12 protein-coding genes are annotated in these 13,536 nt (G+C 67.5%); 9 read left to right on the top strand and 3 right to left on the bottom strand.

Annotation, left to right across the window (positions count from 1 at the left end; all coding sequences use genetic code 11):
- The first annotated feature begins 80 nt into the window (after window positions 1-80).
- From IAE56_RS10980 to IAE56_RS10965, 4 genes are all read left to right on the top strand, one after another.
- Window positions 81-1,241, top strand: coding sequence for a GGDEF domain-containing protein (locus IAE56_RS10980; RefSeq protein WP_234456024.1), 1,161 nt, complete (start codon window positions 81-83; stop codon window positions 1,239-1,241).
- Window positions 1,242-1,358: 117 nt separating this feature from the next.
- Entirely contained in the window at window positions 1,359-2,897 is a 1,539-nt protein-coding gene (locus tag IAE56_RS10975) for an alpha/beta hydrolase (RefSeq protein WP_200752566.1), read from the top strand.
- Window positions 2,894-3,640 carry an ATP-binding cassette domain-containing protein gene (locus IAE56_RS10970; RefSeq protein ID WP_108766759.1) on the top strand — a complete coding sequence of 249 codons (747 nt, stop codon included), beginning with the start codon at window positions 2,894-2,896 and terminating at the stop codon, window positions 3,638-3,640. The genes IAE56_RS10975 and IAE56_RS10970 overlap by 4 nt, the downstream gene beginning before the upstream one ends.
- Window positions 3,637-4,821: an ABC transporter permease gene (locus IAE56_RS10965; RefSeq protein ID WP_200752565.1), complete on the top strand. Its 1,185-nt coding sequence runs from the start codon at window positions 3,637-3,639 to the stop codon at window positions 4,819-4,821. The genes IAE56_RS10970 and IAE56_RS10965 overlap by 4 nt, the downstream gene beginning before the upstream one ends.
- Before the next feature lie 93 nt (window positions 4,822-4,914).
- On the opposite strand, the gene IAE56_RS10960 is transcribed toward IAE56_RS10965, so the two are convergent.
- Complete coding sequence (locus tag IAE56_RS10960) at window positions 4,915-5,703, bottom strand: helix-turn-helix transcriptional regulator (RefSeq protein ID WP_200752564.1); 789 nt, start codon at window positions 5,701-5,703, stop codon at window positions 4,915-4,917.
- Between the two features lie 77 nt (window positions 5,704-5,780).
- On the opposite strand from IAE56_RS10960, the gene IAE56_RS10955 reads away from it, so the two are divergent.
- Window positions 5,781-6,035 carry a hypothetical protein gene (locus IAE56_RS10955; RefSeq protein WP_108770410.1) on the top strand — a complete coding sequence of 85 codons (255 nt, stop codon included), beginning with the start codon at window positions 5,781-5,783 and terminating at the stop codon, window positions 6,033-6,035.
- Between the two features lie 77 nt (window positions 6,036-6,112).
- Here the strand turns inward: IAE56_RS10955 and IAE56_RS10950 are convergent, their stop codons facing one another.
- On the bottom strand, window positions 6,113-7,117 hold the full coding sequence (locus IAE56_RS10950) for an energy transducer TonB (protein ID WP_164074517.1): 1,005 nt from the start codon (window positions 7,115-7,117) through the stop codon (window positions 6,113-6,115).
- Window positions 7,118-7,315: 198 nt separating this feature from the next.
- The gene (locus tag IAE56_RS10945) at window positions 7,316-7,942 is read right to left on the bottom strand and encodes a TIGR00645 family protein (RefSeq protein WP_108770408.1); all 627 of its coding nucleotides are present in this window, start codon (window positions 7,940-7,942) and stop codon (window positions 7,316-7,318) included.
- Window positions 7,943-8,053: 111 nt separating this feature from the next.
- Here IAE56_RS10945 and IAE56_RS10940 point away from each other — a divergent pair, with 111 nt between their 5' ends.
- From IAE56_RS10940 to IAE56_RS10925, 4 genes are all read left to right on the top strand, one after another.
- The gene (locus IAE56_RS10940; protein ID WP_200752563.1) at window positions 8,054-8,743 is read left to right on the top strand and encodes a glutathione binding-like protein; all 690 of its coding nucleotides are present in this window, start codon (window positions 8,054-8,056) and stop codon (window positions 8,741-8,743) included.
- 247 nt (window positions 8,744-8,990) lie between these two features.
- Window positions 8,991-11,216, top strand: a complete 2,226-nt coding sequence (locus IAE56_RS10935) for a S9 family peptidase (protein WP_200752562.1) — start codon at window positions 8,991-8,993, stop codon at window positions 11,214-11,216.
- Window positions 11,217-11,241: 25 nt separating this feature from the next.
- A complete protein-coding gene (locus tag IAE56_RS10930; RefSeq protein WP_200752561.1) occupies window positions 11,242-11,757 on the top strand; it encodes a cytochrome c oxidase assembly factor Coa1 family protein in 516 nt (171 codons plus the stop codon).
- A 324-nt stretch (window positions 11,758-12,081) separates the two neighbouring features.
- On the top strand, window positions 12,082-13,488 hold the full coding sequence (locus tag IAE56_RS10925) for a DUF6531 domain-containing protein (protein WP_200752560.1): 1,407 nt from the start codon (window positions 12,082-12,084) through the stop codon (window positions 13,486-13,488).
- Window positions 13,489-13,536 lie beyond the last annotated feature (48 nt).

Below are 13,536 nucleotides of genomic sequence, written 5' to 3'. Positions count from 1 at the left end.
CATGTGCGCTGCCGCCCCTGCAACAGCGGTTTCGCCAGAACGCGCTAGGATGCAGGCATTGCCTGGCACGCACGGACCGCATGTCCCTGGATCTTCCCACCATCGGTGTACTTGGCTTGCTGCTGTGCATCGGCATCGCAACAGGCTTTTCGCTGCTGCTGGTGGTGCTGCGCGGGCAGCCGGTGCTGCGCCTGTGGACGGCCAGCCTGTGGCTGCTGACCCTGGGCGTTATCCTGATGGGGCTGCGCCCCTGGCTGCCGCAGGTACCGGCCATCCTCGGCGGAAATGCGGCACTGGCGGCCTCGAGCGTACTGATGCTGCGCGGCATGGCCCTGCACCTGGGCCAGACGATGCCGCTGTGGCGCGCGCTGGGCCTGGTCGCGGCCTTCATGGCCGGCATCTTCCTGTTCCTGGTGCCCTGGCCCAGCCTGGACGTGCGCCTGCACGTGTTCAGCGTGTTCGCGATCATCATCAACACCTGGATCTCCGCCCTGCTGCTGCGCCATGCACCGCCGGCACAGCGCATCAGCTGCCGGCTGGCGGCGGCGGTGTTCCTCGCCGAAGCGGCGGTCTACGTCGTGCGCCTGTTCCTGCCCGCCGATGCCGATGCGGGCGGGGACATCATGCGTGCGGGCTCGCCGATGTTCCTCACCTACCTGGCCGGGATAATGCTGGAGCTGGCGCGCTGCTTCGCGCTGGTCCTGCTGCTGCTTGAACGCCTGCTGGTGGACCTGCGCCGCGCCGCCCGTACCGATGGCCTCACCGGCCTGCTCAACCGCAGCGCGGTGCTGGCAGACGGGGCCGACCAGCTGCAGCAGGTGCGTCGCCTGCAGCGACCGCTGGCGGTGCTGCTGCTGGACGTGGATCACTTCAAGGCCATCAATGACCGCTGGGGGCATCTGGCCGGGGACCAGGTGCTGCAGCATTTCACCGGCGTGCTGGAGCACTGCGCACGCAGCCACGTGCACTTGCTCAGTCGCTATGGCGGCGAGGAATTCCTGCTGCTGCTGCCCGGCGGCGCCAGCGAAGCGGAGCGGCTGGCCACGGTCATCCGTCATGCACTGCAGCAACGGCCGGCGCCGCTGGGTACCGGCCCGGTGGCGGTCACCGCCAGCATCGGTCTGGCCATGGATGACGGCCATAGCGATCTGGCCGGGCTGATCGCCCGCGCCGATGCCGCGCTGTACCGGGCCAAGGCCGAAGGCCGCGACCGCCTGGTGTCGGCTGCCGAAACGGCCTAGCGCGATTGCCCATCGCCGCCAGCGCCGGGGCCGTGTAAGTTTGTTCGAAAGTGGGTCACATCTGCCGCGGCGCTGCGTCGTGGTCGACAGGAACGTCCTCCAGGGGAATCAAGCACGATGCAAAAACACCATTTCCGACTGGCCAGGCGATCGGCCAGCATGCTGTTTGCCGGCGCGATGCTTGCCGGCTGCAGTGCAACCGCTCCCGGTGCCGCCGACGGCAACGACACGCCGAGCCAGCGCTACGGGGCGATCGAGTTCCGTCCGTGCACGCTGACCACCGTCGGAGCCAGCGCCAACGTCGAAGCCCAGTGCGGCACGCTGCAGGTGCCCGAAGACCGCGCTCATCCCGAGGGCCGCAGGATCGACCTGCGCATTGCCTGGCTTGAATCGGATGACAGCGGCAACGGCCAGCCTGACCCTGTGTTCTTCCTCGCCGGCGGCCCCGGCCAGGCGGCCAGCGAAGTGGCGGTCATCGTCGATACGGCCCTGCGCCAGGTGCGCAAGCAGCGCGACGTGTTCCTGATCGACCAGCGTGGCACCGGCGGTTCCAACCCGCTCAGCTGCCTGGGCGCGGACGGCAAGGCGCTGCAGATGGACGAGGACGCGGCGCCGAGCGAGGCATTGCTGCGTGACTACGCGCAGCGCTGCGCGGATTCGCTGAAGGACCGCGCCGACGCACGCTTCTACACCACCGCCGAGGCCATCGCCGATCTGGACGCGGTGCGCCAGGCGCTGGGCGCGGACAAGCTGAACCTGGTCGGCGGCTCCTACGGTACCCGCGTGGCCCAGCGTTATGCGATCGCCTACCCACAGCACACGCGCAGCCTGGTCATCGACGGCGTCGTGCCCAACGACCTGGTGGTCGGCGGCGAGTTCGCCAACACCTTCGACAACGCCATCACCCTGCAGTCCGCGCAGTGCCGCAAGGATGCCGCGTGCAGCAAGCGCTTTCCGGTCGATACCCGCACCCAGCTGCGCAGCGTGGTCGACACCCTGCGCCGCGCACCGGTCACCGTTGGTTACCGCGACCCGGGCACCAACGCGCCGCGCCAGGACGTGCTGACCCCGGACAGCGTGGTTGGCCTGGCCTTCGCCTTCTCCTACGTGCCCGAGTATTCCTCGCTGCTGCCGCTGGTGCTGGACGAAGCCGCACAGGGCCGCTACGCGCCGCTGGCTTCGCTGGCACGCGGCGCGACCCGCACCATGGATTTCCAGATCAACCGTGGCATGCAGTGGTCGGTCATCTGCAGCGAGGATGCACCGCGTTACCAGGCACCGGCCACCAGCGACGATGATCTGTTCGGCCCGGAAGCGGCGCGTGCGTTCTTCGCCGCCTGCCCGGTGTGGCCGCACCAGCCGGCTGCGGCCACGCTCACCGCACCGCTGAAAAGCGACCTGCCGGTGCTGCTGCTGTCCGGTGAAGTGGATCCGGTGACTCCGCCGCGCTATGCCGAACAGGTGCTCAAGGGCCTGCCCAACGGCCGCGCGCTGGTCGCCCGCGGCCAGGGCCACGGCACCCTCACCGCCGGCTGCATGCCGCGCCTGCTGGGCCAGTTCATCGATGCCAACGATGCCAAGGCGCTCGACGCCAGCTGCCTGGACACGCTGAGCCACGTGCCGGCGTTCACCTCGTTCAACGGATGGACCCCATGATCGTCGCCGACAACCTGCACAAGGCCTTCGACACCCGCACCGGTCGCGTCCAGGCGGTGGCCAACGTCGGCTTCCGCGCCGCCGATGGCCAGATCACCGGACTGCTCGGCCCCAACGGCGCCGGCAAGACCACCACCATGCGCATGCTGTACACGCTGATGACGCCCGACCAGGGCAGCATCACCGTCGATGGCATCGATGCCGCCCGCGATCCGATCGAGGTGCGCCGCCACCTGGGCGTGCTCCCCGATGCGCGCGGCGTCTACAAGCGCCTGACCGCGCGCGAGAACATCACCTACTTCGGCGAACTGCACGGCCTGTCGGCGCAGCGCATCCGCGAACGCATCGAAGTGCTGTCGCACGCGCTGGACATGGCCGACATCCTCGACCGCCAGACCGATGGCTTCTCGCAGGGCCAGCGCACCAAGACCGCCATCGCCCGCGCGCTGGTGCACGACCCGCGCAACGTCATCCTCGATGAGCCCACCAACGGCCTCGACGTGATGACCACCCGCGCGTTGCGCCGGTTCCTGCTGGGGCTGCGCGAAGAAGGCCGCTGCGTGATCCTGTCCAGCCACATCATGCAGGAGGTGGGTGCGCTGTGTGACCACATCGTCATCATCGCCAAGGGCACCGTGATGGCCGCAGGCAGTGCCGACGAACTGCGCGCGCAGGCCGGCGAAACCAATCTGGAAGATGCGTTCGTGAAACTGATCGGCAGTGAAGAGGGCCTGCACGCATGAGCATGATGTCGACCCTGATGACGGTGATGCGCAAGGAACTGCGCGACCTCTCGCGTGACCGCCGCACCCTGGCGCTGACCCTGCTGTTCGGCCCGCTGCTGTACCCGCTGCTGATCCTGGGCATGGGCAAGCTGTCGGAAAGCCGCTTCCGCACGCAGATCGAACAGCCGCTGGACATCCCCACCATCGGTGCCGAGCACGCACCGAACCTGGTCCGCTTCCTCGCCGCGCAGGGCCTGAACACCACCGCGGCGCCGGATGACCTGGCCGAGGCGATCCGCGCCCAGGACATCGACGTGGCGCTGCGCATCAGCGCCGATTTCGGCAAGGATTGGGCCGACGGCAGGCCGGCGCTGGTGGAGGTGATCCGTGACAGCACGCGGCGTGCCGCCGAGGTGCCCACGGCGCGCCTGCAGGCGGCGCTGTCCACCTACAACGGGCAGGTGGGGGCCCTGCGCCTGATGGCCCGTGGCGTCGATGCGCAGGTCGCACGACCGCTGGACATGGCCACCCAGGACATGGCCAGTACCGAAGCCAAGCGCGGCATGATGCTGTCGATGCTGCTGCCGGTGCTGTTGACCCTGACCTCGTTCATCGGCGGCGCGTACCTGGTGATGGACACCACCGCCGGCGAACGTGAGCGGCAATCGCTGGAGCCGTTGCTGGCCACGCCCGGCTCGCGCAGCGCGATCGTCAGCGGCAAGATCGGCGCCGCCTGCGTGGTCGGGTTCGTGTCGCTGCTGCTGACACTGGTCGCGTTCAAGGTCAGCGCCCAGTTCGCCTCGGGCAACGTCGGCCGGCAGCTCAACATGAACATCCTCTCGATGGTGCAGATGCTGCTGGTGATGCTGCCGATGCTGCTGATCGGCACCTCGCTGCTGACCTACCTGTCGGCCGCGGCCAAGAGTATGAAGGAGGCACAGAGCCACATGACCTGGCTGGTGCTGCTGCCGATGCTGCCGGGCTATGCGCTGATGGCCTACCCGGTGAAGAGCCAGCTGTGGCAGTACGCCGTGCCGTTCCTGTCGCAGAACCAGATGCTGCTGAAGGTGATCCGCCACGAAGTGATCACCCCGACCATCTGGGCGATCTACCTGGGCGCCAGCCTCGGCCTCGCCGCGATCCTGTGGTTCGCCGCCGTGCGCCGCTACCACCAGGAACGCCTGGCCATCTCCGGCTGATAGCAACCGGTAGCGCCGGGCCACGCCCGGCGGATGTGCAGCGAGGCCCGGTCATGCCGGGCCTCGTTGTTTTCCGATCCGCCATGACGGGCTTCACCGCACGCCATACCGCGCCGGCGTCACCCCCATCTCGCGCTTGAACACGGCAATGAACGCACTGGGCGTGTCATAGCCCATCGACAACGCGACCTCGATGACCGTTTCCCCTGCCAGCAGACGCGGCAGCGCCAGAAGCACCCGAAGGCGCTGCCGCCACTGGCCCAGCGTCATGCCTGTTTCGGCCAGCCAATGGCGGGCCAGGCTGCGGCCGGACAGCGCACTGGCAAGGGCCCAGTCTTCAACCCTACGGTTGTCATGCGGTGCGCGCGCCAGCGCGGCGGCAATGCGCCGCAAGCGACGGTCGAGCGGTTGCGGCAGCGCAAGCGGCAGAGGCGTGCTGCTGCCAATCTCGTCGGCAATCACGCCCGCCAGCCTCAGCTGCGCGTCTCCCAGAGCGCCAAGCGGCCACTGCAGGGCGCGCGGTACAGCCGCCTGCAACAGCACACTGGGCTGGAATACACGTGGCGCAGCTGGCAATGCGATGCAGGCCGCAGTGCTGAAGTACAGGCTCCAACCATCGAAGGCACCGATGCTGGCGAGTGCGTGCGGCAGATCAGGCGGCACCCAGGCGACGTGGCCGGCAGGCAACAGCCAATGATGGTTACCCACTTCAATGCGCAGCAGGCCGTGATGTGCACCCAGCAACTGTCCGCGTGCGTGCCGGTGCCGCGCGGTGCGGCGTGGTCCTGTCATTGCCAGCTGCGCGCCCAGCAGGCAGTGCCCGCTGCCAGCGTCAGCCAGTGCGGGTTCGATCAAGGGCGTCGGGTTTGGCTGGTCTGCCATATCAATTGGCAGTTATACGGCAGAACGGCCGCGCCGCAAGCCTGACACTGGGCGTCCATCCCCAGGGAGCACTTCCCATGAAACCGCAGGACATCCTTCCCGACCAGCAGGACGACGTGCAGGTGAACGGGCTGACCGTGCGCAAGGGCAGCGTCGGCGCCTTCCTCGCCAGCGTGCGCGACTGGCAGGATCCGACAGGCAGCGATGCCACACGTGCTGCCGCCGAGACCGATCTGCGCAGCTTGATGCCGGCATTGCACGCGCTCGGCCTCTTCCAGGTGCTGACGGCGCGTGATCCGGCGCTGCAGCAGCTGATCGACGGCGAGCGCTGAAACAGACAAGGCCCGGATCGCTCCGGGCCTTTTGAGGGTGTCTCGCCGGGCATGGCCCGGCGCTACCGGAGGCCTGATCAGCCGCCCGGTGCGAACACCAGGGTGCGGCGGGTGGTGACCGGGGCACCAACCGGTTCGAAGCGCCAGCGCTTCACGGCATTCAGCGCTTCGCGGTCGAAGACGCGCGACGGCGTCGCACGCAGCACGCGGGCGTTGGTCACCGAGCCGTCGGTACCGACGGTGATTTCCATCAGCACTTCGCCCGAGGTGCCCGAGCGCAGGGCCTCGGCCGGGTAACGCGGGGCCGGGGTGCTGACCGGGCGCAGGGTTGGCGCGGCGGTCGCAGCGGCGGCGCGCGCGGCACTGGCCTGCTGGGCCGCGGCCTGCTGCTGCTTCTGTTCGGCATCGCGACGCGCGGCGGCCTGGCGTTCGGCGTCCTGGCGCTCGCTGTCGCGGCGGGCCGCGTCCTGCTGGGCGGCAATCTGCTTGGCCGCGTCGGCTTCCTTGGCGCGCTGCTCGGCCAGGCGCTGCTGTTCAACCAGCTGCTTGGCGCGGTCCTCGGCGTCCTTCTTGACCTTGGCAGTTTCGTCCTCGGTGCGCTTGGCGGCCACCTGCACGCTCCTGGTCAGGCCTTCCTTCAGGCGCGGCAGGGCCGGCGCGGACGGGTCGACCTTCTCGATCAGGGCCACCAGGCGCTGGGCTTCGGCGAAGTCCTCGCGGCCCAGGTGCTGCTCGGCGGCAATCAGGGTGTAGGGCAGCAGGTCGGTCAGCGCGCTCTTCACCGAGGCGTCGTCCGGCGTCTTGTCGCGCAGGGCGAGGTAGTACTCGATGGCGTTGTCGCCGGCCGGCGCGTACATGCGGTTCTCGGCCAGGGCACGGCTGGCCGAATCGCGCAGCTGTTCGGTGCCCATCGACTGCACCTTGGCCGCCACGGCCGGTGCGGCCGGGGTGGTTGCGGGTGCGGCAGCGCCTTCGGCGGCCGGTGCCGGTGTTTCTTCCTTGCCCGAACAGGCAGCCAGTGCCAATGCCAGGGCAACCGGCATCCACCGGCGCGCGGCAGCGATCGTTGTGACGTGCGACATCCTGCTCCCCTTTAGAAGACGACGTTACGTAAGCCGTGTATCTGCCTGGCCGGGACCGGGGTCCGGGCGTGGCGGCTGGCGTTTCCCGACGCCGCCGCCGGCAACGGCGAGGGTGCAATCTAGCATCCCGCCGACCCTTGCGTACAAGGGCGGGCCAGAGGCGATGACGACATCAGGTGTCGCCATCGCCTCGTCAGGTCAATGCTCAGCGGTCTTGCCGTGGCTGTCGGCCTTGTCGTGGCCGCCGGACATCAGCTTGTCGGTCCAGGCGATGCCGATCGCCGACAGGATGAACACGCAGTGGATGATGGTCTGCCACAGCACGCCATCGGCGGTGAGGGTGGCGCAGGTCTGCTCGCCGATGTTGGCGGCAGCGGTGGCCATGCGCTCCGGCGGGCACAGCGGAATGCCGCCCAGCGCGCCGGTGCCGATGAACGTCTTCAGCAGGTGGATCGAGGAGATGCCGATGATCGCCATCGCCAGCTTCACCTTCAGCACGCTGGCGTTGACGTGGCTCAGCCATTCCGGCTGGTCCGGGTGGCCTTCCAGGCGCAGGCGCGACACGAAGGTCTCGTAACCACCCACGATCACCATCACCAGCAGGTTGGAGATCATCACCACGTCGATCAGGCCCAGCACGATCAGCATGATCTGCTGCTCGCCCATCGAGGCCGAATGCGAAATCAGGTGCCACAGTTCCTTGCCGAACAGGAACACATAGACGCACTGCGCCACGATCAGGCCCAGGTACAGCGGCAGCTGCAGCCAGCGCGAGGCGAAGATCAGGTTGGACAGCGGGGAGGGCGGCAGGCGGTTTGCACTCATGCGGGGGATGCTGCGTTTCGAGGGAGAGGCGAGGTTACCGGGCCACCATGACGGTGCCAAGCCAACTCACGCACTAGACTTCAGGTTCCTTCCGAACCCCGAGCCGACGCCATGATCGACCTGTATTACTGGCCCACCCCCAACGGCCACAAAGTCACCCTGCTGCTGGAGGAAGCCGGCCTGGAATACCGCATCCACCCGGTCAACATCGGCTCGGGTGACCAGTTCAAGCCGGAATTCCTGGCCATTTCGCCCAACAACAAGATGCCGGCCATCGTCGACCATGCCCCGGCCGATGGCGGCGCCCCGCAGAGCGTGTTCGAATCCGGCGCGATCCTGCTGTACCTGGCCGAGAAGACCGGCCAGTTCCTGCCCAGCGACGCGCGCGGCCGCGTCACCACCCTGGAATGGCTGTTCTGGCAGATGGCCGGGCTGGGCCCGATGAGCGGCCAGATGGGCCACTTTAATGTCTATGCTCCAGAAAAGATTCCCTATGCTGTCGAGCGCTATGACAACGAAGTGCGCCGCCTGCACGGGGTGATGGACAAGCGCCTGGCCGATCACGCCTTCCTGGCGGGTGATGAATACACCATCGCCGACATGGCCAGCTACCCGTGGATTGGCGCTTACGACAAGATTCCGGTCGATTTCGCCGCCTTCCCGAACCTGAAGCGCTGGCACGACGCCATCGCCGCGCGCCCGGCCACCCAGCGCGCCTACGCCCTGAGCAAGCAGGTGAACCCCAACGCCGGCAAGCCGATGAGCGAGGAAGAGCGCAAGCTCCTGTTCGGCCAGCGCTGACCAGCCCAGGGGCGGCATCATCCACGCATGGTGTGGATCTACTGGTGGTGGATGCCGACCAGCCGGGGGTCGGATCCCTTTGCCACGCAAAGGGCTCTGACCCCGGCGACGGTAGGTGCCGACCGTTGGTCGGCACGGCGCCATGGGCAGAAGGTCATGCTGCCTTCGCAGACCGGCTTGGTTAGGATGGGGGTACGACCGCTGCGCGCCTGGCGCGTGTCGGACCTGCCGTTTGCCGGGACCTTCCATGCGCCATCTGTTCGCCTCGCTCGCCCTCATGCTCGCCACCACCACTGCCGCCCACGCTGAAAAACTCACCCTGGAAGCCATCACCGGCCCGCTGCCGCTGTCCGGCCCGACCCTGATGAAGCCCAAGGTGGCCCCGGACGGCTCGCGCGTCACCTTCCTGCGCGGCAAGGACAGCGACCGCAACCAGCTGGACCTGTGGAGCTACGACATCGGCAGCGGCCAGACCCGCCTGCTGGTCGATTCGAAGGTGGTGCTGCCCGGCACCGAAACCCTCAGCGATGAAGAAAAGGCCCGCCGCGAGCGCCAGCGCATCGCCGCGATGACCGGCATCGTCGATTACCAGTGGTCGCCGGACGCGCAGCGCCTGCTGTTCCCGCTGGGCGGCGAGCTGTACCTGTACGACCTGAAGCAGCAGGGCGCAGCGGCCGTGCGCCAGCTCACCCACGGCGAAGGCTTCGCCACCGATGCCAAGCTGTCGCCCAAGGGCGGCTTCGTCAGCTTCATCCGCGGCCGCAACCTGTGGGTGATCGACCTGGCCAGCGGCAAGCAGCTGCAGCTGACCACCGACGGCAGCGCGACCATCGGCAACGGCGTGGCCGAGTTTGTCGCCGATGAGGAAATGGACCGCCACACCGGCTACTGGTGGGCGCCGGATGATTCGGCCATTGCCTTCGCCCGTATCGACGAAGCGCCGGTGCCGGTGCAGAAGCGCTACGAGGTCTATGCCGACCGCACCGATGTGGTCGAACAGCGCTACCCGGCTGCCGGCGATGCCAACGTGCGCGTGCAGCTGGGCGTGATCGCGCCGGCCGCCGCCGCCACGCCGCGCTGGATCGACCTCGGCAAGGAACAGGACATCTACCTGGCCCGCGTCGACTGGCGCGATGCCAAGCGCGTCACCTACCAGCGCCAGTCGCGCGACCAGAAGCTGCTGGACCTGGTGGAAGTGGACCTGGCCGCCAACGGCACGCGCATGCTGGCGCACGAGACCAGCCCGACCTGGGTGCCGCTGCACAACAGCCTGCGCTTCCTCGACGATGGCAGCGTGCTGTGGTCGTCCGAGCGCACCGGTTTCCAGCATCTGTACCGCATCGATGCCCAGGGTAAGACCACTGCGCTGACCCACGGTGACTGGTCGGTGGATGAGCTGCTGGCCGTCGACGAAAAGGCCGGCAAGGCCTACTTCCGTGCCGGCATCGATTCGGCGCGCGAAAGCCAGATCTACGCCGTGTCGCTGCAGGGTGGCCAGCCGCAGCGCCTGTCCCAGGCGCCGGGCATGCACACCGCCAGCTTCGCGCGCAACGCCAGCGTCTACGTAGACACCTGGTCCAACAGCACCACGCCGCCGCAGATCGAACTGTTCCGTGCCAACGGCGAGAAGATCGCCACCCTGCTCGAGAACGACCTGGCCGATCCCAAGCATCCGTATGCGCGTTACCGCGATGCGCAGCGCCCGATCGAGTTCGGCACGCTCACTGCCGCCGACGGCAAGACCCCGCTGAACTACAGCCTCATCAAGCCTGCAGGCTTCGACCCGTCCAAGCGCTACCCGGTGGCCGTGTACGTGTATGGCGGCCCGGCCAGCCAGACCGTCACCGACAGCTGGCCCGGCCGTGGCGATCACCTGTTCAACCAGTACTTGGCCCAGCAGGGCTACGTGGTGTTCTCGCTGGACAACCGCGGCACCCCGCGCCGTGGCCGTGATTTCGGCGGCGCGCTCTACGGCAAGCAGGGCACGGTGGAAGTGGCCGATCAGCTGCGTGGCGTGGCTTGGTTGAAGCAGCAGCCGTGGGTGGACCCGGCGCGCATCGGCGTGCAGGGCTGGTCCAACGGCGGCTACATGACCCTGATGCTGCTGGCCAAGGCGTCGGACAGCTATGCCTGCGGCGTGGCCGGCGCACCGGTCACCGACTGGGGCCTGTACGACAGCCACTACACCGAACGCTACATGGACCTGCCCAAGCGCAATGAAGCCGGCTACCGCGAAGCGCGCGTGCTCACCCACATCGAGGGCCTGCGCTCGCCGCTGCTGCTGATCCACGGCATGGCCGACGACAACGTGCTGTTCACCAATTCGACCAGCCTGATGAGCGCGCTGCAGAAGCGTGGCCAGCCGTTTGAACTGATGACCTACCCCGGCGCCAAGCACGGCCTGTCCGGTGCCGATGCACTGCACCGCTACCGCGTCGCCGAGGCCTTCCTGGACCGCTGCCTGAAGCCCTGACAGACCCACGGGAAGGAGCCCGCCGATGCATCTGCCACCGCCGATTCCCGGCCACCGCGCTGCCAGCCCTGGCTGGTGGCGCCGTCACTGGCGCTGGGCCATGCCGCTGTCGGTGGTGCTGTTCCTGGGCGCGCTGTGCGGCATGATCGCCTGGAGCGTGCTGCGCTGGAGCGAGGCCGCACACGAAAGCCCGCCGATGCGCGAAGCGATGCGCCGCGCCGCCTGCAGCATCGAACTGGTGCAGGTGCTCGGTGAGCCGCTGCGTGCCGAGGCGATGCCGCTGGGCAGCATGCAGACGGCTTACGACGGCCGGCGCGATGTCGCCCTCACCGTGGCCCTGGGCGGGCCGCAGGGGCAGGGGCGGTTGTTCGTGACCGGCATCCGCCGCGACGACGTGTGGGATTACCCGGTGATGTACGTGCTGGGCGAGGACAAGCAGACCTTCGACCTGACCGCGCTGGATGATGCAGAAGCGGCGGGGGAATGCGCGCTGCAGGCGTGTCGGGAGCGCGGCGGGTGCCCCCTCACCCTGGCCTTGTGATCGCGGCGTAGCGTCGACCATGCTCGACAGATCACCTGCTCTCGTAGCGTCGAGCTCGCTCGACCGCCGTCCGCGTGGCAGCAGCAACCGTGCCAGCCTCAACGAGCGCGAAAGACGCTTTCAGCACCTTCTTGCGTCAGCGATAACGCCGCTGCAACGCGTCGACCTCCCAGGAGGCCTGGTTTTTCTCCAATAACCGCAGAATGTGCGGCTGGTTCCTTGCTCCCGCCCGAATCATCTGGTTTTCTTTCGCTTTCGGATGCAATCGCCCGCTTCGGGCTGTGAGATCTGCGCGCGCGGCGCGCTCAAGGACGAGGAATGCCAATGAAGGAACATTCATGGGCCCGGCAGGGCGCCGGGTGGGTTGCTCTTGCGCTATCCGCCGTGTGCGCGGGCGGGGCGTCGGCACAGGAAGTCACCCACACCTGGTACAGGATCGGCACGCCAGCCCCGCTGGAATACCGGAGCGAGCGCGACGCGCAGGCTGCCATTGAGGCGATGGGCAAGCGAATTGGCTTTGCCGCCGAGCCGGTGAAGTGGGGCGTGCGGGGGCACGCCATGACCCGGGACGATCTGGTGACCTACTACGGCGTGAGGCCGACGCCGCTCAACAAGGGTGATTGGAGCTATTCCTACGGAGGAAACACCTTTACCTCCGAGGAAGCGCTGCTGGCCAGCATGCGTTCGGGCACTGCCTCGCTCTGCCCGGTCAGCGTGCCAGCGCCGGAATGGGTCAGTCAGAAGGGCGTTGGAAAGGATCCGGAAAACAGCAGCAGCGGCCTCTGGACGAAGGGGGTCACCCTCTCTTATGTCACGGTGAGAGGCGGCTGCACCACCCCCACCCCATCGTATGCCACGCGCTCCAGAACAGTGGCCTGTCCGAATGTGGGCGATCTGAAATGGGATGAAGAGGCGGGGGGCTGTCTGTTGTACGGCAATACCGAGGCGACCTACCGATCGCTCATGTCCTACACCACCCGACAGTCGCCCAGGCAGTGCCTGGCCATGAAAGGCAACCCCTGCAACGCCGCAACGGGGGAGAAAGTGCAGCACGAACCAGAACTCGACCTGCCCTGGATCCAGCTGATGCGGCACTACCATTCGAAGTCGGCGGTGGCCGGCGGCGGCTTCGGGTCCAACTGGACCCACTCCCACAACATCCGCATCGCCAACGGCCTGGTCACTTCGTACGTTCCAGCGGTGGTTGGCCTCATCGATGAAGACGGCAGCCACGTCGCCTTCCAGCAGAAGACCAACTATTACCTGGCGACAGACGGAAGTGGTGATCGTGCGGACCGCATCAATGATGGCTGGACTGTCAGCAGGCGCGGTGAACTCCTGCGCTTCAATCGAATGGGGCTGCTCCAGCGGCGTGAATTCGAAGACGGTACGACACTGGCCTATGTCTACGATGGTGCGGGCCGGCTGAAGGAGATCAGGCACTCCACGGGCCGGACGCTTGAGTTGGCATACGCAGATGCCACAGACGAGAAGATCGCGGCGATGACGATCAGTGGGGTGCCCTATGCGCAGTACACCTACGGTGCGCACGGGCAGCTTGTCAGCGTCACCCACGCTGATGGGCTGTCGCGGACCTATCACTATGAAGACGCCCGTTTCCCTTGGTACCTGACTGGCGTGACCCCGGAAGACGGTCGTCGCTTCAGCTGGTTCGGCTATGACGACAAGGGCAGGGTGACGTGCAGCCGGCATGATGCCGGTTGCAATTGAAGGATCGTGGCTGAAGCGCGCCACGGCGCGTTCATGAGGAGATACACG

It is taken from the genome of Stenotrophomonas sp. S41 (assembly GCF_016624625.1).
Lineage (GTDB): Bacteria > Pseudomonadota > Gammaproteobacteria > Xanthomonadales > Xanthomonadaceae > Stenotrophomonas.
The sequence above is the reverse complement of the archived record's forward strand: the minus strand, read 5'-3'. Positions and strand labels throughout refer to the sequence as shown.